This is a genomic window from Pseudomonas sp. RIT-562 (genome assembly GCF_026241895.1).
Classification (GTDB): domain Bacteria; phylum Pseudomonadota; class Gammaproteobacteria; order Pseudomonadales; family Pseudomonadaceae; genus Aquipseudomonas; species Aquipseudomonas mandelii_F.
In genome coordinates, this window is record NZ_JAPJIV010000001.1 from 188610 (window position 1) to 210584 (window position 21975).

20 protein-coding genes are annotated in these 21975 nt (G+C 59.7%); 8 read left to right on the forward strand and 12 right to left on the reverse strand.

The features are described 5' to 3' along the window. Positions 1–13: 13 nt before the first annotated feature. Positions 14–2137, reverse strand: a complete 2124-nt coding sequence (locus ORL50_RS00830) for a putative bifunctional diguanylate cyclase/phosphodiesterase (protein ID WP_266009246.1) — start codon at positions 2135–2137, stop codon at positions 14–16. A 322-nt stretch (positions 2138–2459) separates the two neighbouring features. On the opposite strand from ORL50_RS00830, the gene ORL50_RS00835 reads away from it, so the two are divergent. Next, on the forward strand, positions 2460–3128 hold the full coding sequence (locus tag ORL50_RS00835) for a polysaccharide lyase family 7 protein (protein ID WP_266009248.1): 669 nt from the start codon (positions 2460–2462) through the stop codon (positions 3126–3128). A 63-nt stretch (positions 3129–3191) separates the two neighbouring features. Here the strand turns inward: ORL50_RS00835 and fba are convergent, their stop codons facing one another. The 6 genes from fba to tkt all read right to left on the reverse strand — a co-directional run bounded on the left by fba (position 3192) and on the right by tkt (position 9630). Next, complete coding sequence (gene fba / locus ORL50_RS00840; RefSeq protein ID WP_008151974.1) at positions 3192–4256, reverse strand: class II fructose-bisphosphate aldolase; 1065 nt, start codon at positions 4254–4256, stop codon at positions 3192–3194. A gap of 260 nt (positions 4257–4516) precedes the next feature. Next, positions 4517–4849 (reverse strand): MliC family protein, encoded by a 333-nt coding sequence (locus tag ORL50_RS00845; protein WP_266009254.1) that lies wholly within the window; start codon positions 4847–4849, stop codon positions 4517–4519. Between the two features lie 57 nt (positions 4850–4906). Then, complete coding sequence (locus ORL50_RS00850) at positions 4907–5128, reverse strand: hypothetical protein (protein ID WP_266009256.1); 222 nt, start codon at positions 5126–5128, stop codon at positions 4907–4909. Positions 5129–5163: 35 nt separating this feature from the next. Further along, the gene (locus ORL50_RS00855; RefSeq protein WP_266009258.1) at positions 5164–6327 is read right to left on the reverse strand and encodes a phosphoglycerate kinase; all 1164 of its coding nucleotides are present in this window, start codon (positions 6325–6327) and stop codon (positions 5164–5166) included. Between the two features lie 17 nt (positions 6328–6344). Then, positions 6345–7409, reverse strand: coding sequence for an erythrose-4-phosphate dehydrogenase (gene epd, locus ORL50_RS00860; RefSeq protein WP_045059864.1), 1065 nt, complete (start codon positions 7407–7409; stop codon positions 6345–6347). Positions 7410–7632: 223 nt separating this feature from the next. Next, positions 7633–9630 (reverse strand): transketolase, encoded by a 1998-nt coding sequence (gene tkt, locus ORL50_RS00865; RefSeq protein ID WP_266009261.1) that lies wholly within the window; start codon positions 9628–9630, stop codon positions 7633–7635. A gap of 273 nt (positions 9631–9903) precedes the next feature. Here tkt and ORL50_RS00870 point away from each other — a divergent pair, with 273 nt between their 5' ends. The 4 genes from ORL50_RS00870 (at position 9904) to ORL50_RS00885 (ending at position 14424) form a co-directional block, all read left to right on the forward strand. Further along, a complete protein-coding gene (locus ORL50_RS00870) occupies positions 9904–10899 on the forward strand; it encodes an ArsR/SmtB family transcription factor (protein WP_266009263.1) in 996 nt (331 codons plus the stop codon). A gap of 18 nt (positions 10900–10917) precedes the next feature. After that, positions 10918–12108 (forward strand): methionine adenosyltransferase, encoded by a 1191-nt coding sequence (gene metK, locus ORL50_RS00875; protein WP_266009265.1) that lies wholly within the window; start codon positions 10918–10920, stop codon positions 12106–12108. Between the two features lie 153 nt (positions 12109–12261). Beyond that, complete coding sequence (ligB, locus tag ORL50_RS00880) at positions 12262–13929, forward strand: NAD-dependent DNA ligase LigB (RefSeq protein ID WP_266009267.1); 1668 nt, start codon at positions 12262–12264, stop codon at positions 13927–13929. Between the two features lie 99 nt (positions 13930–14028). Further along, complete coding sequence (locus ORL50_RS00885; RefSeq protein ID WP_266009269.1) at positions 14029–14424, forward strand: DUF1090 domain-containing protein; 396 nt, start codon at positions 14029–14031, stop codon at positions 14422–14424. Positions 14425–14557: 133 nt separating this feature from the next. On the opposite strand, the gene ORL50_RS00890 is transcribed toward ORL50_RS00885, so the two are convergent. Next, positions 14558–15007, reverse strand: coding sequence for a c-type cytochrome (locus ORL50_RS00890; RefSeq protein ID WP_266009271.1), 450 nt, complete (start codon positions 15005–15007; stop codon positions 14558–14560). 127 nt (positions 15008–15134) lie between these two features. Here ORL50_RS00890 and mltA point away from each other — a divergent pair, with 127 nt between their 5' ends. After that, the gene (mltA, locus tag ORL50_RS00895; RefSeq protein WP_266009273.1) at positions 15135–16307 is read left to right on the forward strand and encodes a murein transglycosylase A; all 1173 of its coding nucleotides are present in this window, start codon (positions 15135–15137) and stop codon (positions 16305–16307) included. 92 nt (positions 16308–16399) lie between these two features. Here the strand turns inward: mltA and ORL50_RS00900 are convergent, their stop codons facing one another. Beyond that, positions 16400–16783 (reverse strand): MAPEG family protein, encoded by a 384-nt coding sequence (locus ORL50_RS00900; RefSeq protein ID WP_266009275.1) that lies wholly within the window; start codon positions 16781–16783, stop codon positions 16400–16402. A 39-nt stretch (positions 16784–16822) separates the two neighbouring features. Next, positions 16823–17656: an EamA family transporter gene (locus ORL50_RS00905; RefSeq protein WP_266009277.1), complete on the reverse strand. Its 834-nt coding sequence runs from the start codon at positions 17654–17656 to the stop codon at positions 16823–16825. Positions 17657–17867: 211 nt separating this feature from the next. Between ORL50_RS00905 and ORL50_RS00910 the strand changes: the two genes are divergently transcribed. Both ORL50_RS00910 and ORL50_RS00915 read left to right on the forward strand, forming a co-directional pair. Next, positions 17868–19037 (forward strand): MFS transporter, encoded by a 1170-nt coding sequence (locus ORL50_RS00910; RefSeq protein ID WP_266009279.1) that lies wholly within the window; start codon positions 17868–17870, stop codon positions 19035–19037. A gap of 70 nt (positions 19038–19107) precedes the next feature. Further along, positions 19108–20373 (forward strand): cation:proton antiporter, encoded by a 1266-nt coding sequence (locus tag ORL50_RS00915; protein ID WP_266009281.1) that lies wholly within the window; start codon positions 19108–19110, stop codon positions 20371–20373. Here ORL50_RS00915 and ORL50_RS00920 read toward each other — a convergent pair whose 3' ends face one another. Together ORL50_RS00920 and ORL50_RS00925 are read right to left on the reverse strand one after the other, a co-directional pair. Then, entirely contained in the window at positions 20374–21255 is an 882-nt protein-coding gene (locus tag ORL50_RS00920; protein WP_266009283.1) for a formate/nitrite transporter family protein, read from the reverse strand. Positions 21256–21434: 179 nt separating this feature from the next. Beyond that, complete coding sequence (locus ORL50_RS00925; protein ID WP_314524247.1) at positions 21435–21827, reverse strand: acyl-CoA thioesterase; 393 nt, start codon at positions 21825–21827, stop codon at positions 21435–21437. Positions 21828–21975: the final 148 nt, after the last annotated feature.

Genomic DNA, 21975 nt, shown 5'->3' on the forward strand with positions numbered 1-21975 from the left:
TAGTGTAGCGAATTCACGGGGTCAGCGTGTTCCAGTCGAACGGCACGACAAATTCGCCAACGTCTTCGGCCATCATCGGTCGCGCTACCAGGAAACCCTGCACATATTCACAGCCGTGCGCCTGCAGCCATTCATATTGCGCGATGGTTTCCACGCCCTCGGCAATGACCAGGATCGCGTACTGGCGGCACAGATCAATCACATTGCTGACCAATGCCGCATCCCGGGATGAATGCGGCAACCGGGCGATCAGATGCCGATCGATTTTCAGCGTGTCCAGCTCCAGATCACGCAGATGCGACAACGAACAGGCCCCGGAACCGAAGTCATCCAGCGCCACACGCACCCCCAGGTTACGCAACAGACGCAGCTGCTTGCGGGTTTCCTCGGGGTTTTGCGCCAATGCCTCTTCGGTGACTTCGACTTCCAGATGGCGCGGTTGCAACCCATGGCGCTCCAGCACCTGGCGTAACTCGGTGACCAGGTGCGGCATGCCGAACTGAGTACTGCTCAAGCTGACGCCCAGTACCAGGTCCTCGGCAAACAGGGTTTCCCACGCCTTGCGCTGGCCCGCGCCGCGCTGGTAAATCCAGCTGCCCAGGCGACTGATCAGCCGCGCTTCTTCCAGCAATGGCAAAAACAGCCCCGGCGGCACATCACCCACGCTGGGATGCTGCCAGCGCAAAAGGGCTTCGAACCCACGAATCTGCCCGCCATTAATAGCCACCTGTGGCTGGTAGACCAGGTTGAAATCGCGATTTTCGATGGCGTCCCGCACGCTCTCTTCAAGCATCAGTCGCGAGCGCGCGCGGCCATTCATTTCGTGGTCGTAGAAACGGTACTGCTGGCGCCCGGCACGTTTGGCTTCGTACATGGCAATGTCGGCCGCACGCAACAACCCATCCAGGTTGGAGCCGCAGTCCGGGAAGGTGGCGATGCCGATACTGGCACCCAGCGCGACATCCAGGCCATCAATCTGCTGACAGACAGACACCCGCTCGATCAACTTCTCGGCAATCCGCGCCGCCTGCTCGGGAAATTCCAGGTCCAGCAGCGCGGTAAACTCATCGCCGCCCATGCGGGCGAGGATATCCAGGGGCTGCAAACAGGCCTTCAATTGTTCGGATACCCAGCGTAGCACCCGATCGCCAACGTCATGACCGAGTGAATCATTGACCCGCTTGAAGCCATCAAGGTCCAGGTACAACAGCACCCACACGCTTTCGGAGCGCTCACCACGCAGCAACAGGTTCTCGACTGTCTGATAAAACCCGCGGCGGTTGAGCAGCCCGGTGAGGGGATCGGTGATGGCCTGGAACTCAAGCTGCTGATGCAGATGGCGCACGACGGACATGTCGAGCACCGTTACCACCATGGCATGTTGCTCGGCAGGCAATGGCGCACAGGACAGGGCAACCGGCACCTGCTGATTGGGGGCGGTTCGCAGCAGTGCATCGTGCAGGCGTAGGGTTTCCCCACGGCGGTAGCCGGCCAGCAGTTCGGAATCCGCCCACACCGGAATATGCGGTTTTTGCAGAAAATCGAGAAATTCCTGACCTTGCAGCTCCTGCACAGTGGCACTGAGCATCCGCGACATCGCCGGATTGGCAAAACGTATCAGGCCGCCCTCGTCGACCACCAGAATGCCCTCGGCCGCGTTATCCAGGACCGATGCATTAAAGGCTCGCGCAAGCTCCAGATCATGACTCAGGCGCTGCAGGGCACGGCGATTACGTTGGTGTTCGAGTAACGCCTGGACTTTCGGCTTGAGAATCTGCGGGTCGAAGGGTTTGAACAGATAGTCCACCGCTCCGCTGGCGTACCCCTTGAGGACGGCATCCTGGGACTGTTCGTTGGCCGTGAGAAAAATGATCGGGGTAAGGCGGGTTCGCTGACTCCCGCGCATCAGCTGCGCGACTTCAAAGCCGTCCATGCCTGGCATCTGCACATCCAGCAGTACCAGGTCGACGTCATGCTCCAGCATCAGGCTCAAGGCCTCGAAACCGGAAGCGGCGGTCATGACCTGCCAATCCTCGCGCTCCAGCAAGGCCCGCATGCTAATCAGGTTTTCCGGGTAATCGTCGACGATCAACAGAATTGAATTGCCTTCACCTGGCGTAAGTGGCCCGCATTCCATGCTGCTTCTCTTCGTTCGGGGAGTCAGGCCGGGTTCTCGTGAAAACCGGACAAATACTAAGCCCTCACTCTAGACCTGGATCCAAGAAAGCAGTAGCTGTCAGAGCGCCATCATCTAACTAAAGCGTTAATTCGCCGACTAACGGTCACGCCTGCAGCCCTTTGAAACCGGGGAAGATGGCCTTTTAACAGGATTTTGACGTCATCCATCTGTCAGTTTTGCGTTAACAATGCAGCTCGCTGCGCTTATAAAGATCGCCCTCCGAGCTGCGTGCCAGAGCGTCTGGTACGTGCGTGCAAGTAAATCTGTGGAAGCTGTGTCTATGATCGATCTCGCAACCTGGAACCTGAGTGTTCCTGTCGGCAACCCGCCCTACACCGTTGAAACTGCAAAATTGGTGAAGGGGTTCAAGGATCAATACTTCCATTCCAATACCGGCACACTATTCTTCTGGTCGCCGGTCACCGGCACCCGCACTGAAAACGCCAAGTACCCGCGTACCGAACTGCGCGAGACCTACAGCAACGGCACGCTTCGCAACTGGTACTACCCCGACGCCGACAACTCCCTTCGCGCAACCCTTGCCGTCAACCAGGTGCCGAGCTCGGGCAAGCTGGTGATCGGGCAAATTCACGCTTATGAAAGCCAGAAACCCATGGTGAAACTGGAGTACCAGTACAAGACCAAAACCCAAACAGGCAACATCGTCGCCAAAGTACGTATGCACCCCGATGATGGCGAGGGTCGGGTCATTACGCTGGCAACCGGCGTCAAGCTCGACCAGCAGTTTTCCTACCTTATTCACCTGAGTCCGGGTGGCGCGCTGGGGATCAGCGCAGCGGGTTATCAATGGGATACCAATATCAGCGCTACCTGGCGCGTGAAACCGCTGTATTTCAAGGCGGGAGTCTATGTACAGGACAACACGGGATACACCAGCGAGGGTGCGAAGGTGACGTTCAGCAAACTGGATATTGATCACGATAAATAATATCTCCGGCAATAAAAAACCCGCGTCGCTGCGGGTTTTTCATGATCGGTGATCGCTGGAGACTTAGTTGACCTTAGCGTTCAACTCACCTTTCAGATAACGCTGATACATCCCTTCCAGGGAGATCGGCTTGATCTTCGAAGCGTTGCCGGCAGTGCCGAAGGCTTCGTAGCGAGCGATGCACACGTCGCGCATGGCAGTGACGGTGGCGCCGAAGAACTTGCGTGGGTCGAACTCGCTTGGGTTGGTAGCCATCAGGCGACGCATCGCACCGGTGGAAGCCAGGCGCAGGTCGGTGTCGATGTTGACCTTGCGCACGCCGTGCTTGATGCCTTCGACGATTTCTTCAACCGGTACGCCGTAGGTTTCTTTGATGTCGCCGCCGTACTGGTTGATGATCGCCAGCCAATCCTGAGGTACCGAAGACGAACCGTGCATAACCAGGTGAGTGTTGGGAATGCGTTTGTGGATCTCTTTGATACGGTCGATCGCCAGCACGTCGCCGGTAGGCGGCTTGGTGAACTTGTAAGCGCCGTGGCTGGTACCGATGGCGATTGCCAGGGCATCAACCTGAGTGCGCTTGACGAAGTCAGCGGCTTCTTCCGGGTCGGTCAGCATCTGGCTGTGATCCAGAACGCCTTCGGCGCCGATGCCGTCTTCTTCACCGGCCATACCGGTTTCCAGCGAACCCAGGCAGCCCAACTCGCCTTCTACCGAAACGCCGCAGGCGTGAGCCATGGCTACAGTTTGCTGGGTGACACGAATGTTGTAGTCGTAGTCAGTCGGGGTCTTGCCGTCTTCGCCGAGCGAGCCGTCCATCATCACCGAGCTGAAGCCCAGCTGGATCGAGCGCTGGCAGACATCAGGGCTGGTGCCGTGATCCTGGTGCATGCACACCGGGATGTGCGGGAATTCTTCGATAGCTGCCAGGATCAGGTGACGCAGGAACGGCGCACCGGCGTATTTGCGAGCACCGGCCGAAGCCTGGACGATCACCGGGGAGTCAGTCTTGTCAGCGGCTTCCATGATGGCGCGCATCTGCTCAAGGTTGTTGACGTTGAAGGCTGGAACGCCGTAGCCGAACTCGGCTGCGTGGTCCAACATCTGGCGCATGCTGATAAGTGCCATTGTGTGTGTCTCTCCCGGTTTGGGTCGTTAATCGTGCCAGCCTGCCGTAGCGGCGGCGGCTATTCAAGTTATTGCAGATCGGGGGTTAGCCCCGGCCTGCCAATTCAGTGGTGCAAATTCTCAAGAACTACACAGATCCCCTGTGGGAGCGGGCTTGCTCGCGAATGCGGTTATACATTCAATATCTATGCAAGCTGATCCAACGCCTTCGCGAGCAAGCCCGCTCCCACATTTGGATCTCTGTAAATCAATAAATCGTCTTACTCGGCTTTACAGCCGCGGCCTATCAAATCATTGGTGGCGACCCAGTAAACCAGGCCTTCCTCACCTTTCATGTGAAACGCCAACATGTCGTTGCTGTACAGCGCACCCGAGGCGCCAGGCTCCTGCTTCAGGCGGTAGACCTGATCGGCACCACCCAGGCGCACATCAACTGCCTCGCGACTGGCATCGGCGTAGCGCCACAACACTTTGGCCTGGCTGTCACAGGTCCAGGTGGTCCAGTTGTCTGTCGATTCGGCAGGCGTAAACAGGTTGAAATTTGAGCAACCTGCCAGCAATGCCAATGCCGTAACGGCGATAATACCTTTCATCCATGTTCCTCGGCTGACAGCGTCCGCCACCAGCACTGGGTAAAAGAGTCAGACCCGTCAAGGGCAACCATGTTCCTTGGCTGGGGTCCGGGTCTCATATTTGTCCAGGCCATCAGGCCCGGAACGCTTGTTGATCACCGGGTTGGTCTCGGCCTGCCAGTCAGCCTGGTAGCAGCCTTTCTCCACCTCGGACGGTGCCGGCTCCGGCGTCGCCTTGGGATTGCTCCCGCAAGCAGCCAACGAAGCCACCACGATCAACAGCGCTAACGTCTTGACCATGTGAACACTCCCTTTCCTGGTCAACGGAGCCGACCTCAGGCCTTGGCCCGGCTTTCCAGGACTTCAACAGCCGGCAGGACCTTGCCTTCGACGAATTCGAGGAACGCACCGCCGCCGGTAGAAATGTAGGAGATCTGGTCGGCAACGCCATATTTATCGATGGCCGCCAGGGTATCGCCACCGCCGGCAATGGAGAACGCCGAGCTGTCGGCGATGGCCTGGGCCAGGACCTTGGTGCCGTTCCCGAACTGGTCGAACTCAAACACGCCTACCGGACCGTTCCACAGGATGGTCTTCGAGGATTTCAGCAGTTCGGCGAAATTCGCTGCGGTCTGTGGGCCGATGTCGAGAATCATGTCATCGGCGGCAACGTCAGCAATCAGCTTCACGGTCGCAGTTGCGCTTTCAGCGAATTCCTTGGCAACCACCACATCCACCGGCAACGGCACACTGACCTTGGCGGCGATTTCGCGAGCGGTGTCCAGCAGGTCCGGCTCGTACAGGGATTTGCCGACCGGATGGCCGGCTGCGGCCAGGAAGGTGTTGGCAATGCCGCCGCCGACGATCAGTTGGTTGCAGATCTGGCTCAGGCTGTTGAGAACGTCGAGCTTGGTGGAGACTTTCGAGCCGGCAACGATGGCGGCCATAGGCTGGGCTGGCGAACCCAGGGCTTTACCCAGTGCGTCCAGTTCAGCAGCCAGCAGCGGACCTGCTGCGGCGACTTTGGCGAACTTGGCCACGCCATGGGTCGAACCCTCGGCGCGGTGAGCGGTGCCGAAGGCGTCCATCACAAATACGTCGCACAGGGCGGCGTATTGCTGGGCCAGCTCGTCAGCGTTCTTTTTCTCGCCCTTGTTGAAGCGCACGTTTTCGAACAGCACGATGTCGCCGGCCTTGACGTCGACGCCACCCAGGTAATCAGCTACCAGCGGCACTTCGCGACCCAAAGCCTTGCTCAGGTAATCGGCGACTGGCTTGAGGCTGTTCTCGGCCGAGAACTCGCCTTCGGTCGGACGGCCAAGGTGCGAACAGACCATTACGGCCGCACCTTTTTCCAGGGCCAGCTTGATGGTCGGCAGCGAGGCCAGGATTCGCGCATCGCTGGTGACAACACCGTCCTTGACTGGGACGTTGAGGTCTTCGCGAATCAGTACGCGCTTACCTTGCAGATCGAGGTCGGTCATCTTCAACACGGTCATGGGTCGCATTTCCTGAGTTACGGCTTTTGAGAAGCGGAGAGTGGAGAAGCTGCTTGCAGGTAGTGTTCTGCAACGTCCAGCATTCGGTTGGCAAAACCCCATTCGTTGTCGAACCAAGCCAGGATGTTCACCAGCTTGGGGCCGGAAACCCGAGTCTGACTGGCATCGACGATGGCCGAATGTGGGTCGTGGTTGAAATCACAGCTTGCGTGCGGGAGCTCGGTGTAGGCCAGCAGGCCCTTGAGCGGGCCGCTGGTGGCTGCCTCGCGCAGGATCCGGTTGATCTCGGTGGCATCGGTGGCGGTGGCGGTCTGCATCGTGATGTCGAGGCAGGACACGTTAACCGTCGGCACCCGCACGGCTTTGGCCTGAATTCTGCCGGCAAGTTCCGGCAACAGGCGTTCGATGCCGCGCGCCAGACCAGTGGACACCGGAATCACCGACTGAAACGCCGAACGGGTGCGGCGCAGGTCTTCGTGGTGATAGGCGTCGATCACGGGCTGGTCGTTCATCGCCGAGTGAATGGTGGTGATCGACACGTAATCCAGGCCAATCGCCTTATCCAGCAGGCGCAACAGCGGCACGCCGCAGTTGGTGGTGCAGGACGCATTGGACACCAACAGCTCGGCGCCGGTCAGGCAATCCTGGTTTACGCCGTAGACGATGGTGGCGTCGACATCCGCCTCGCTGGCCATCGGCTGGGAAAACAGCACCCGTGGCGCGCCAGCATTGAGAAAACGCTGGCCGTCTTCGCGGGTGTGATAGGCACCGGAGCATTCGAGCACCAGATCGACGTCAAGTGACGCCCAATCGATGCCTTCGGGAGTGGCACTGCGCAGGACTTTCACGCAGTTGCCATTAATATGCAGACAATCGCCGTCGACTTTCACTTCGCCGGGAAAACGCCCGTGCGTGGAGTCGAAGCGTGTCAGGTATTCGATGCTGGCCATATCAGCCAGATCGTTGATCGCGACTATCTCAAACCCGGCCTTGTCCCCTCGCTCGAACAACGCACGCAAGACGCAACGACCAATCCGGCCGTAGCCGTTGAGTGCAACTTTGTAAGGACGCGGTTGGGGCATGGGGTTCTCGATAAACGCAGTCAGACGAAATCTCGTAAACAACATGGACCCGTAGCAGCTGGCGCAGCTGCGTTCGGCCGCGAAGCGGTCGTATATCAGACGGCGCGCTCAAAATGAAGAAACGCGTTGCCGGAAATACCACCGCTTCGCGGCCGAATTCAGCCTTCGGCAGCTGCTACAGGGATCGCGGCAGGCATGAAGACATGACTGCCGCATCCACGTTTTAGTCTTCCAGCAGCTCTTCAGCCTGACCCAGGATGTTTTCCAGGGTGAAGCCGAACTCTTCGAACAAGGCAGGCGCAGGCGCCGACTCGCCGTAGGTGGTCATGCCGATGACGCGGCCTTCCAGGCCCACGTACTTGTACCAGTAGTCCGCATGCGCGGCTTCGATGGCGATACGGGCGCTGACCTGCAACGGCAGAACCGATTGCTTGTAGTCGGCATCCTGGGCATCGAACACGCTGGTGCAAGGCATGGAAACCACACGCACATTGCGACCTTGTGCAGTCAGCTTGTCGTAAGCCTGAACCGCCAGGCCCACTTCGGAGCCGGTGGAGATCAGGATCAGCTCAGGCTCGCCTACGCAGTCCTTCAAGACGTAACCGCCACGAGCGATGTCGGCAATCTGGCCGGCATCGCGATCCTGGTGCTGCAGGTTCTGGCGCGAGAAGATCAGTGCCGAAGGCCCGTCCTTGCGCTCGATTGCCAGCTTCCAGCAAACCGCCGATTCCACGGCATCGGCTGGACGCCAGGTGTCGAGGTTCGGCGTGCTGCGCAGGCTGGTCAGTTGTTCGATCGGCTGGTGAGTCGGGCCGTCTTCGCCCAGGCCGATGGAATCGTGGGTGTAAACGAACACCACGCGCTTCTTCATCAACGACGCCATGCGGACTGCGTTGCGTGCGTATTCCATGAACATCAGGAAGGTGGCGCCGTAAGGCACCAGGCCGCCGTGCAGGGCGACGCCGTTCATGATCGCGCTCATACCGAACTCGCGAACGCCGTAGTACATGTAGTTGCCGCTGGCGTCTTCGCCGGTGACACCTTTGCAACCTTTCCACAGGGTCAGGTTGGAACCGGCCAGGTCAGCGGAGCCGCCCAGCAGTTCAGGCAACAGAGGGCCATAGGCATTCAGGGCGTTCTGGCTGGCCTTACGGCTGGCGATGGTCTCGCCCTTGGCCGCAACTTCAGCGATGTAGGCAGACGCTTTTTCGGCGAAGTCGGCTGGCAACTCACCGCTCAGGCGACGAACCAGTTCGTTGGCCAGGTCAGGGAAGGCAGCGGAATAGGCGGCAAAGCGCTGATCCCACTCGGCTTCAGCGGCAAGACCGGCTTCCTTGGCATCCCACTCGGCGTAGATGTCAGCCGGGATTTCGAACGGACCGTGGTTCCAGTTCAGCGCGGTGCGGGTCAGTGCGATTTCCGCGTCACCCAGTGGGGCGCCGTGGCAGTCTTCTTTACCCTGCTTGTTCGGCGAGCCGAAGCCGATGGTGGTCTTGCAGCAGATCAAAGTCGGTTGCTCGCTTTTGCGCGCAGTCTCGATCGCTGTCTTGATTTCTTCCGGATCGTGACCGTCGACGTTGCGGATCACCTGCCAGTTGTAGGCTTCGAAACGCTTCGGCGTGTCGTCGGTGAACCAGCCTTCGACTTCGCCGTCGATGGAAATACCGTTGTCATCGTAGAAGGCAATCAGCTTGCCCAAGCCCAAAGTACCGGCCAGGGAGCCGACTTCGTGGGAAATGCCTTCCATCATGCAGCCATCACCCAGGAACACGTAGGTGTGGTGATCGACAACGTTGTGGCCCGGACGGTTGAATTGCGCCGCCAGGACTTTTTCTGCCAGGGCAAAACCCACGGCATTGGCCAGGCCTTGGCCCAGTGGACCGGTGGTGGTTTCGACGCCAGGGGTGTAGCCGAATTCCGGGTGGCCCGGAGTGCGGCTGTGCAGCTGACGGAAGTTTTTCAGGTCATCGATCGACAGGTCGTAGCCGGTCAGGTGCAGCAGCGAGTAGATCAACATCGAGCCATGGCCGTTGGACAGCACGAAGCGGTCACGGTCAGCAAACGATGGATTGCTCGGGTTGTGCTTCAGGTAGTCACGCCAAAGTACTTCGGCGATATCCGCCATACCCATAGGGGCACCGGGATGGCCGCTGTTGGCTTTTTGCACGGCATCCATGCTGAGGGCACGAATGGCGTTGGCACGCTCACGACGGCTGGGCATCGCTGTTCTCCTGCGGATATTGAATCGAGAGTGAATAAAACGAATCGGAAAAAAGGCGAGCATTTTCCCTCACCGACCGGCCTCGGGGCAATGACAGATAGTCATATGAGGCCGTTTTTCCCACGACAGTCGGCGGTTTAGCTTGGTGAAACCTTTCCGCTGTCCTTTTGTAGAGTGAAAGAAGCGTCGGGAAGTGCCATCTATCGAGCAATATCAAAACTTTTTGATATTGCTCTTGCGATGCTTCCGACCCGTGACTAGACTGCCGGCCTTATGAATTTACGCGTGCCATCTATTCAACATGACGACTGCGATGAGCTGTCGGCCCTTTGCAAGGCCGGTGGAGATCCTTTGCGTCTGAATGTGTTGCGCGTGCTGGCCAACGACTCTTTTGGCGTACTGGAACTGGCGCAGATCTTCGGCATGGGTCAGTCGGGCATGAGTCACCACCTCAAGGTGCTGGCCCAGGCCGAGCTGGTGGCGACTCGCCGTGAAGGCAATGCGATTTTCTATCGTCGCGCCCTGCCCCACACCGAGCTACTGGGCGGCAAGCTTCACGCAGCCCTGCTTGAAGAAGTGGACAACCTGACCCTGCCTGCCGACGTGCAGTCGCGGATAGGTCAGGTGCATGGGCAACGCGCCGCCGCCAGCCAGGATTTTTTCTCACGGGTCGCAGAAAAATTTCGCGCCCAGCAGGACCTGATCGCCGGCTTGCCGCAGTATCGCGACAGCGTGGTGGCACTGCTCGACAAGCTGGGTTTCGGCGAGGCTGCCACCGCTATCGAAGTCGGCCCCGGGGATGGCGCCTTCCTGCCGGAACTGGCGCGCCGCTTCATGCACGTTACGGCACTGGATAACAGCCCGGCCATGCTTGAACTGGCGCGCCAGGTGTGTGAACGCGAAGCCCTGGCCAATGTCAGCCTGCAGCTCGCCGACGCATTGAACGGGGTCAGCCTGACGGCCGATTGCGTAGTACTGAACATGGTGCTGCATCATTTTGCTGCGCCGGCCGATGCCCTCAGGCACATGGCGGTTTTGCTGAAACCAGGCGGTAGCCTGTTAGTGACAGAGTTATGTAGCCACAACCAGAGTTGGGCCAAGGAGGCCTGCGGTGATCTCTGGTTGGGGTTTGAACAGGACGATCTGGCCCGTTGGGCCACCGCTGCGGGACTCGTTCCCGGGGAAAGCCTCTATGTAGGCTTACGTAATGGTTTCCAGATTCAGGTCCGCCACTTTCAGCGGCCAGCTGGCGACACTCACCATCGGTAAATTCAGGAAAACATCGAGATGAGCGAATACTCCCTCTTCACCTCCGAGTCCGTGTCTGAAGGGCATCCGGACAAAATCGCCGACCAGATTTCTGACGCGGTGCTGGACGCAATCATTGCTGAAGACAAGTTCGCCCGCGTGGCGTGCGAGACTCTGGTGAAAACGGGTGTGGCGATCATCGCCGGCGAAGTCACCACCTCGGCCTGGGTTGACCTGGAGCAGATCGTTCGTGATGTGATCACCGACATCGGCTACACCAGCTCCGACGTTGGTTTCGACGGTGCGACCTGCGGCGTGATGAACATCATCGGCAAGCAGTCCCCTGACATCAACCAGGGCGTCGACCGTGCCAAGCCTGAAGATCAGGGCGCCGGCGACCAAGGCCTGATGTTCGGCTATGCCAGCAACGAAACCGACGTGCTGATGCCGGCACCGATCACCTTCTCTCACCAGTTGGTGCAGCGTCAGGCTGAAGCGCGCAAATCCGGCCTGCTGCCGTGGCTGCGTCCGGACGCCAAGTCCCAGGTCACCTGCCGTTACGAAAATGGCAAGGTGGTGGGTATCGACGCCGTGGTCCTGTCGACTCAGCACAACCCTGAAGTGTCGTACAAAGACCTGCGCGAAGGCGTGATGGAGCTGATCGTCAAGCACGTGCTGCCTGCCGAGCTGCTGCACAAGGACACCCAGTTCCACATCAACCCGACTGGCCAGTTCATCATCGGTGGCCCAGTGGGCGACTGCGGCCTGACCGGTCGCAAGATCATCGTCGACACCTACGGCGGCATGGCTCGTCACGGTGGCGGTGCGTTCTCCGGCAAGGATCCTTCCAAGGTTGACCGTTCGGCGGCCTACGCCGGTCGTTACGTGGCCAAGAACATCGTGGCTGCCGGCCTGGCCGAGCGTTGCGAGATACAGGTTTCCTACGCAATCGGTGTGGCCCAGCCGACATCGATCTCGCTGAACACCTTCGGCACCGGCAAGATCAGCGATGAGAAAATCATCAACCTGGTGCGTGAAGTGTTCGACCTGCGTCCTTACGCCATCACCACCATGCTCGACCTGCTGCACCCGATGTACCAGGAGACCGCAGCTTACGGCCACTTCGGCCGCACGCCGGAAACCAAGACCGTGGGCGACGACACCTTCACCACGTTCACCTGGGAAAAAACCGACCGCGCCGACGCCCTGCGTTCTGCTGCTGGTTTGTAAGACTTCCTCGGCGGTACCAAAGCCCTGCACGGCTCGCCGTGTGGGGTTTTTTATTGCCTCAATGCGCTCGCAACAAACTGAACAAATACCGACATTCCAAATAGCCAAAGCTGACTAATCTTCAACAACCCCCACTGAGCAAGGACGCTCAAGATGCGCTTGTTGATCGCCATTCTCCTGACTTTCCTTTCCCTCGCCACCCACGCGTCCCAATGCCCTGACTGGCCCCCCGCCCGCGCCCAGGACGAGATCAGCGCCCTGCAAAAACAGATCGACCTGTGGGACGACAGCTATCACCGCCAGGGCCACTCCATGGTGGCCGATGAGCTTTACGACCAAGCCCGCGCACAACTGACGACCTGGCAGCAATGCTTCAAGCTGGGCGCTCCGACAGATCCATTGCGCACCGCAGGTGGCTCAATTACCCACCCCATCCCACACACCGGGCTGGCAAAACTGAGTGATGGCGCCGCCGTCGAAGAATGGCTGAACGGGCGCAGCGAAGTCTGGGTTCAGCCCAAGGTCGATGGCGTGGCAGTCAGCCTGGTGTACCAAAAAGGCTTGCTGGTGCAGGCGATCAGTCGCGGCAACGGGGTACAGGGCAAGGACTGGACCCTATCGGCGCGACAGATTGCCGGGATCCCGCAACAGCTTGCGCAACCCCGCGACCTGGTGGTGCAGGGCGAACTTTATTGGCACCTGGACGGCCACGTTCAAGCCAGTGCTGGCAGCCTCAATGCTCGGGGAAACGTGGCCGGGCTGATGGCGCGCAAGCAATTAGGCGCAGAGGACGCCGCAGGCATCGGCTTCTTCGCTTGGGATTGGCCAGAAGGCCCGGCCGATCTAACCGAGCGCATCGCCGCCCTGGACGCGCTGGGATTCGCCAGCACCGCGCCCTTCAGCCACCCGATCGCGGAGTTTGCCGAAGTGCAGCGCTGGCGCGAGCATTGGTATCGCTCGCCCCTGCCCTTCGCCAGCGACGGCATCATCCTGCGGCAGAACCAGCGCCCAGTTGCCGATCGCTGGCAAGCCAAGGCGCCCTACTGGATCGTCGCGTGGAAGTACCCCTTCGCCCAGGCGCTGGCCGAAGTTCGCAAGGTGCAGTTCAACATCGGACGTACCGGCAGGATCACTCCGGTCCTGAATGTGTCACCGATCTGGCTTGATGATCGCCAGGTCAAGCGCGTCAGCGTCAGCTCGCTGCCGCGCTGGAAAGCGCTGGATATCCGCCCTGGAGACCAGGTTTCCATCAGCCTGGCCGGCCTGACCATTCCCAGGCTGGACGGCGTCGTACTGCGCAGCGTCGAGCGGGTGCCAATGGAAGTACCAAACGCTGCGGATTTTCATCACCTCAGTTGCTGGCAGCCTACTGCGGGCTGCGCAAGCCAGTTTCGCGCGCGTCTGACTTGGCTCAGCGGCAAGCAAGGTCTGGACATGCCCAAAGTCGGGCCTGGAACCTGGGAGAAACTTCTGGAAACAGGCCGATTGAACGGCCTGCTGGATTGGTTGACCCTCGATGCTCAAGAGCTTGCTAACATTAGCGGTTTCGGCGAGCGCAACACTGCTCAGCTTTTAAACAGCTTCAACAGCGCGCGACAACGACCCTTCGTGCGCTGGCTCAATGCGCTGGGCATGCCGCCTACCGGCCAGGCACAGCTTGCCGATTCATGGCGGGAACTGGCACAACGTGACACTGAACAATGGCAGGCCCAAGCCGGCATTGGCCCGGGACGCGCGGCGCAATTGAGCGCTTTTTTCCGCGACCCGCAGGTCCTGGCCTTGAGCGAAACTTTACGTATGGCGGGAGTTGACGGTTTTTAGCGGCCGGCAATACCGTGCATACGGGAACCCACAGGTACCGATCCGGCTCAAACAGCCCATCGGCACACCGACACGATTGCCTATGCACATGGAGCTTTTATGAAATTTCTTTCTCCGCTCGCCCTGCTGACTCTATGCAGCGTGATGGCCGCTCCACTGATGGCCGCTGAAGAGGCTCCCGGGCTGACCGGTTGCGCGGCCAAGAAACAAGGCATCATCAACCAGATCGAACTGGCCAAGTCCCACGGCAATGCTGATCAGCAGGCCGGCCTGGAGAAAGCCCTCAGCGAAGTCACCACCCACTGCACCGACGCCTCGCTGAAGAAAGAGCGGGAGAACAAGGTGCTCGACGCCAAGCATGAAGTCAGCAAGCGCCAGGCAGACTTGGATAAGGCCATGAAAAAAGGCGATCCGGAGAAGATCAACAAGCGCAAAGACAAACTGGCAGAGTCCCGCAAGGAATTGCAGGAAGCGCTGGATGAGTTGGATAAGTAATAGCGAATACTGACCGGAGAGTTCTGCTGTTCAGGCCGGCCTCTTCGCGAGCAAGCCCGCTCCCACAATTAGAATGCATTCCAAGTGTGGGAGCGGGCTTGCTCGCGAAGGCATCGGTGGGGAGCGCTGCAAATCAATGATCCCGAAACTCTTTATGGCATGCACTGCAGGTGTCTTCGACTTTCTGCACCGCCGGTCCCAGATTGCTGGCCTTGTAGGGTTGGACTTTGCTCGCGACGACCAGCTCGCCGGTAGCGGCTTCAAGCGTGCGGGCCAGCTCCTGAAAGCGTGCCTGTTTTTGCCAGACCTCATCCTTGGCGCTGGTGTGATCTTCTTCACGCACCTGCGGGAAATGCTTCCAGGGCTCGTGGGACAACGCATCGAGCTTCACCGCGCCGTCGGCGAACTTCGCGCCATCGAATGGAATACGGCCGCGCAACATGCCACCCAGGTCTTCGCCGGTCTTGAGCATCTGCTTGAAGATCGCCTTGCGCTGGCCCAGCGGCGAATTCGGGTCGACGCCGCCACAAGCAGTCAACGTCAGGCAGGCCAGCAATACAACGGAAAGTCTTTTAAGAGTCATGGTGGCTTCAGGTCACGGGAACGGCGGCCAGTATCCTCGCGTCATCGGTAAAGACCAATAGCCCTATTATCAATATGGGTTGTTCGAGCGCATGGAGCACTCGGGCAACCGGCCAAGGAATTACTCCATGATCAGCAACATCAAGGCATGGCGCCCTCGCCTGTCCTGGACTCTCCCGATGGTCGCCGTGCTCGCCGGCTGCACCGGCGGCGAGAACACTCCACCAAAAACCCACGCACTGGCGACTTATTCCAGCGCCACCTGGGAAGCGTTGCCAACCGTGTCCGACAACGACCTGATCGCCGGTTTCGGTTCGTGGCGCAGTGCCTGTAACCGACTCAAGGCCGACGCGGTCTGGGGCGCCACCTGCGCGGCCTCGGCCAACGTACCGGCAAGCGCCGGCGAAATCCGCGGGTTCCTCAAGCAACATCTGGATGTCTACGGCCTGCGTGCCGCCAATGACAACCCCAACGGTCTGATTACCGGCTACTACGAACCCGTCTACCCTGGCAGCCTGACCCAGACTGAAGTGGCGAATGTTCCGGTGTATGGCGTGCCGGAAGACATGATCATCGTCTCCCTGGACAGCATCTATCCGGAACTCAAGGGCAAACGCCTGCGCGGGCGACTCGAAGGTCGGGTGCTCAAGCCCTATGACGACGCCGCAACCATCGAAACAAAAGGCGTGAAAGCCCCAGTCGTGGCCTGGCTGACCGACCCGATGAACCTGCAATTCCTGCAGATCCAGGGCTCGGGTCGCATCCAGCTCGATGATGGTCGCCAGCTGCGCATTGCCTACGCTGATCAAAACGGCCATCCCTACCGACCGATCGGTCGCTGGCTGGTGGAACAGGGCGAGTTGAAAAAAGAAGATGTGACGATGGGTGCCATCAGTGACTGGGCCAAGGCCAACCCGGCACGCATTCCGGAACTGCTGGGCAGCAACCCGAGCTACGTGTTTTTCACCCGCAACCCGGACAGCAACGAAGGCCCTCGCGGCTCGCTCAACGTGCCGCTGACCGCCGGCTACAGCGCTGCGGTGGACCGCAAGGTGATCCCGCTGGGCAGCCTGTTATGGCTCTCCACCACCCGCCCGGACGGTACGGCGCTGGTTCGACCGGTGGCGGCGCAGGACACTGGCGGAGCGATTGCCGGGGAAGTCCGCGCGGATCTGTTCTGGGGCACTGGCGAGGCTGCCGGGCAGTTGGCCGGAGACATGAAACAGCAGGGGCAGATCTGGATGTTGTGGCCCAAGGGAGCGGCATTGCCGCAGGTACCGCAGGTGGCTGATAAGCCTTAACGTCAAAAAATCGCAGGCTTCGCCAGCTCCTACAGGAATCCCTGTAGGAGCTGCCGAGGGCACCGAGGCTGCGATCTTTTGATCTTCTTAGGTTACGCCGACACCACAAACAAACTGATAATCAACCCCATCCCCACAAACCACACCAACGAACGCAAGATCGCCCAATCAGCCAGGTAGCAAATGATGTAGAGCAACCGGCTGGTGATGAACAACACCGACAGCACATCGATCGTCACCAGCTCGGCATTGCCGGCCAGGTGCGCGACGATCACTGCCGCCGCAAACGCCGGGGTTACTTCGAAGCTGTTCAGTTGCGCCGCATGCGCGCGTCGACCAAACCCGTTCAACGACTCAAGAAAGTCCCGGGGATCATGGTTGTCTTTCAACCGATACCCACCACTGATCTTGGCCACGCCAACGCAGAGGTAGGGCAGGAATATCGCGATCAAGATGCACCACAGAGCAACCGTCATAAAGCAGTCCCTTTTCAAGTTCCAGAATTGTTATCAGCGTTAAAACTTCATCACCAGCATGCCGATCAGTACCAGCCCACAGGCTAAGAGCCGTGGTCGGCCGAAAGGTTCTTTCAGGTAGCGCATGCCCAACAGCACCACCAGGATCACGCTGATCTCGCGTAGCGCCGCAGCTTCGGCAATCGAGCCCAGTTGCATCGCCCAGAGCACCAGAGCGTAGCTGAACAGCACGCAGAATCCGACCGTCAATCCCAGCCGCCATTGTTCGCGCCAGAACAACATGAACGCCGGTCGCTTGCGCACCACCGCCAGCAGTGGAAATGGCCAGGCACTGAGCAGGGTCACCCACACCAGGTAATCCAGCGGATGCGACCAGCGCCGCAGAGCCTGGCCATCGATGAAGGTGTAGCAGCCGATGCACAGGCCGATCAGCGCCACCACCGGCAACATCGACCAGGGCAACCGCACGCCACCGCCGCCTTGCCACAGCAGGCAAAGCATTCCCAGCGGGATCAGCAAAATGCCGAAAATCTGCTGGTGGGTCAGCACTTCGCCGGCAAAGATCAGCGTCAGCGCCAGCACTACCAATGGTGATAATCCGCGCATCAGCGGATACACCAACCCGATGTCACCGACCCGGTAAGCCTGGATCAACAAATAACGATAAAGCAGCTCGAAGGCCGCCGACGCGAGGATCCACGGCCAGATGTCCCCTGGAGGCCACTCCACGAAGGGCAACATGACGGCCACGAACAACAGGGCCACGCTGTCCATGCAGGCGACGACCAGCAGCCGCTCGGCGCTGAATTTGATCAGGGTATTCCACGCCGCATGTAACAGCGCCGCCACTAACACCAACGCCGTTGCGAGCACGGCACACTCCTTTTTTGTTGATCGCCGCCCCTTTAGGAGAATTGATTCGCCATATGTCAGCAGCTGTTTATACTGCAAGCGACCACGCCGCACTCAGTTTCGCAAAGACTAATTCCAATAACTTTTGCCCGCGACCCGCTCTGTTCCAGAACGGTCCCTGGCATGCGTATGCCTGATCACAGCGTCAAGACTACCGACAGAGACCTTGCGCATGCCACTCGCCTTGTTTGCCCTCGCTGTTGCCGCATTCGGCATCGGCACCACTGAATTCGTCATCATGGGCCTGCTGCCCGACGTCGCCCGCGACCTTGCGGTAAGCATTCCCCAGGCCGGCCTGCTGATCACCGGGTATGCCCTGGGCGTGGTGTTCGGCGCGCCGATCCTCGCGATCGGCACCGCCAACATGCCGCGCAGGGCGACGCTGCTGGGCATGACGCTGATGTTCATCCTCGGCAATATCCTGTGTGCCCTGGCGCCGAACTACGCGACGCTGATGGCCGCGCGCGTAGTCACCGCGCTGTGTCACGGCGCGTTTTTCGGCATTGGCTCGGTGGTCGCCGCCGGGCTGGTCGCACCGAATAAACGGGCCCAGGCGATCGCAATGATGTTCACCGGCCTGACACTGGCCAACGTGTTGGGCGTGCCGTTAGGCACTGCGCTTGGGCAGTACGCTGGCTGGCGTTCAACGTTCTGGGCAGTCTCGGTGATCGGGGTAATTGCGGCCATCGCCCAGTGGGCGTGGCTGCCAAAAGAAATCGCCATGGACAAGGCCAACCTTGCCAGCGAGTTCAAGGTGCTGGGCAAAGCCAATGTGTTGCTGGCGCTGGGCATGAGTGTGCTGGCATCGACCAGTCTGTTCAGCGTGTTCACCTACATTGCGCCGATCCTGCAGGACATCACCGGTGTCAGCCCCCATGGCGTGACTGTCATGCTGCTGTTGTTCGGCGTCGGCCTCACGGCAGGAAGCATGCTTGGCGGCCGACTGGCGGACAGCCGCCTGTTGCCGTCCTTGGTGGGCATGGCCCTGGCTGTGGTGGTGGTGCTTGCAGCATTCACCCAGACCAGCCACTCGGTGATCCCGGCGGCAATTACGCTGGTGTTGTGGGGCATTTTCGCTTTTGCGTTGTGCCCGATCCTGCAATTGCTGATCATCGACCAGGCCCATGAAGCACCGAACCTCGGTTCGACCCTGAACCAGAGCGCATTTAATCTCGGCAACGCCGCAGGCGCCTGGATCGGCGGACTGGTAGTCGCCAGCGGCGCCGACCTCGCCGACCTGCCCTGGACCGGCGCACTGGTCAGCGGCTTGACCGTGGTGACGGCGCTGTACTTCATCTACCGACAACGGCGAGAAGTCCAGCTGGCCAACACTGCCAGCTGACCACCCGCGCGCGGGTGAAGTCAGCCCGCCATTTCATGACTTCGACATACACCTGCCCCAAGGACCCCGAATGCTTGAGCTTGTCGCTGCATTTATCTGCCTTACCTCTCTGCTTACTTACGTCAATTTCCGCTTTATCGGCCTGCCCCCCACCATCGGTGTCATGGTCACCGCCCTGTTATTTTCCTTGCTGCTGCAAGGCCTGAGCTTGCTCGGTTATCCCGGCCTTGAAGAGCGCATACAACAGCTGATCGGCCAGATTGACTTCGGCGATCTGCTAATGAACTGGATGCTGTCTTTCCTGCTGTTCGCCGGCGCCCTGCACGTCAATCTGAATGACCTGCGCAGCTATCGCTGGCCCATTGGCCTGCTGGCGACCTTCGGCGTGCTGATCGCCACCGCCGTGATCGGCAGCCTGGCCTATTACATTTTTGCCCTATTCGGCTGGCACGTGAGCTTCCTGTACTGCCTGTTGTTCGGCGCGCTGATTTCACCGACGGACCCGATCGCGGTGCTCGGAGTGTTGCGTACGGCCAACGCCTCCAAGCCACTGAAAACCACGATCGTTGGCGAGTCGCTGTTCAACGACGGCACGGCGGTGGTGGTGTTCACCGTGCTGCTGGGTATTGCACAACTTGGCGAGACGCCCACCATCGGCGCGACCGCGATGCTGTTTGCGCACGAGGCCATTGGCGGGGTGCTGTTCGGCGGGCTGATCGGTTATCTGGTGTACCTGATGATCAAGAGTATCGAGCAGCATCAGATCGAGGTGATGCTGACCCTGGCACTGGTCATCGGTGGCTCGGCCATGGCTTCGGAACTGCACGTGTCCGCGCCGATCGCGATGGTGGTTGCCGGTCTGATCATCGGTAACCTGGGCCGCAACCTGGCGATGAACGACATGACTCGCAAGTATCTGGACGGCTTCTGGGAGTTGCTCGATGACATGCTCAATGCCCTGCTGTTCGCCTTGATCGGCATGGAGCTTTTACTGCTGCCGTTCAACTGGCTGCATGTGCTGGCAGCCAGTTTGCTCGCTGTTGCGATCCTGCTGTCGCGCCTGCTGACCGTAGCGCCAGCGATCCTGCTGCTGCGTCGTTGGCGCACCGTGCCGCGCGGAACGATCAGGATTCTGACCTGGGGCGGGCTGCGTGGCGGAGTGTCGGTGGCCCTGGCCCTGGCGCTGCCGCTGGGACCGGAGCGCGACCTGTTGCTGAGCATCACCTACATCGTGGTGCTGTCGTCGATCCTGCTGCAGGGGTTGAGCATTGGCAAACTGGTCAAACACGTCACCCGTGATGAGCCTGCGCCAGCGGCACAGGCCGGGCATCACTGATTACTTTTTGAGATTGTGCGGGTCAGGCTGCTGATCCGCACTCTGCTTGGGCGGGCCACTTTCGCTGCGAATCTGCGCATGGCTCAGCAGCGCGAAGATGAAGCTGCCACCGATAATGTTCCCCGCCAGCGTCGGGCCGGCAAATACCAACCAGAAGTCACTCCACGGCAACTCGCCGGCAAACACCAGGTACGACACTTCGGCCGAACCGACCACGATGTGGGTGAAATCCCCCAGCGCCATCAGGTAGGTGATGAGGATGATGATCCACATCTTGGCGCTTTCCATGGATGGAATCATCCAGACCATGGTGGCGATCATCCACCCCGAGACGATGCCCTTGGCAAACATCTTGCTCGCGTCGTTCTCCATTACCTTGCGCCCGATATCGAGAAAGGCCATGTCGGTCTTGGTATCGAAAATCGGCAAGTGCAGCATCACGTAAGCCACCAGCAAGGTGCCACACAGGTTGCCCACCAGCACCACACTCCATAGGCGCAGCAGCCGTCCGAAATTGCTCAGCGTCGGCTTGGTCATGACCGGCAGCACTGCGGTCAGGGTGTTTTCGGTAAACAGTTGCTGGCGCGCAAGGATCACCGCAAGGAATCCGGCGCAGTAGCCAAAACTGGCGATTACCTTGAAGGCCTCGGCGTCCGGCAGACGGGAGTTGAGCAGACCCATGGCCATCAGGGACAAGCCCATGGTCAGGCCGGCCGCAAGCGCAGACCACCAGAGCGCCGCGACGCTGCGTTCCAGCTCCTGATCACCCTGGGTGCGAATGATTTCATGCAGCACCGCAGCGCGCGGCGGCTGGTTCTTGTCGACGTCGTGCTTTTCCTGGGCCGAGAGGTTCGGGGTCTTGCCGTCTTTTTGCGTGTCCATATAGCTCCGAAACCGGTGGCGTGAGATGTAGGTACGACATGCTGGCTTCGGAGCTGTTCACTGGTTGCATTAATGAAATCGGATTTGTAGGAGCCTGCTTGCTGGCGATGGGAGCCACTTGGTGTTTGTGTTGTCGCAAATGACGCCATCGCCGGCAAGCCGGCTCCTACGGACTCGTGTTACTCGTCCTTGAACTGGTCTTTGACGTACAGGATCTCAGTGCGGCCATGGGGTGCTGGCAGGCCGTCTTCGCCGAGGTTGACGAAGACCATTTTCTCCACCGTCAGGATGCTCTTGCGCGTGATCTTGTTGCGCACTTCGCAGGTCAGGGTGATAGAAGTGCGGCCGAACTCGGTGGCGGTGATGCCCAGCTCGATGATGTCGCCCTGGCGCGAAGCACTGACGAAATTGATTTCGGAAATGTACTTGGTCACCACGCGCTGGTTGCCCAACTGCACAATGGCGTAGATCGCCGCTTCTTCGTCGATCCAGCGCAACAGACTGCCGCCGAACAGCGTGCCGTTGGGGTTCAAGTCTTCGGGTTTTACCCATTTGCGGGTGTGGAAATTCATATTCACTCCTGAGCGTCTTGCCGAATGATGGACACCATCATGGCAGAGCCCGGGCTAGAGCTCTATTCACCATCGTCTATGGCAGCGATTACCGTTCGGACATTGGCCTGCAGAAAGGCTTTGGAAGATCAGCATAGCCCGCTATAAT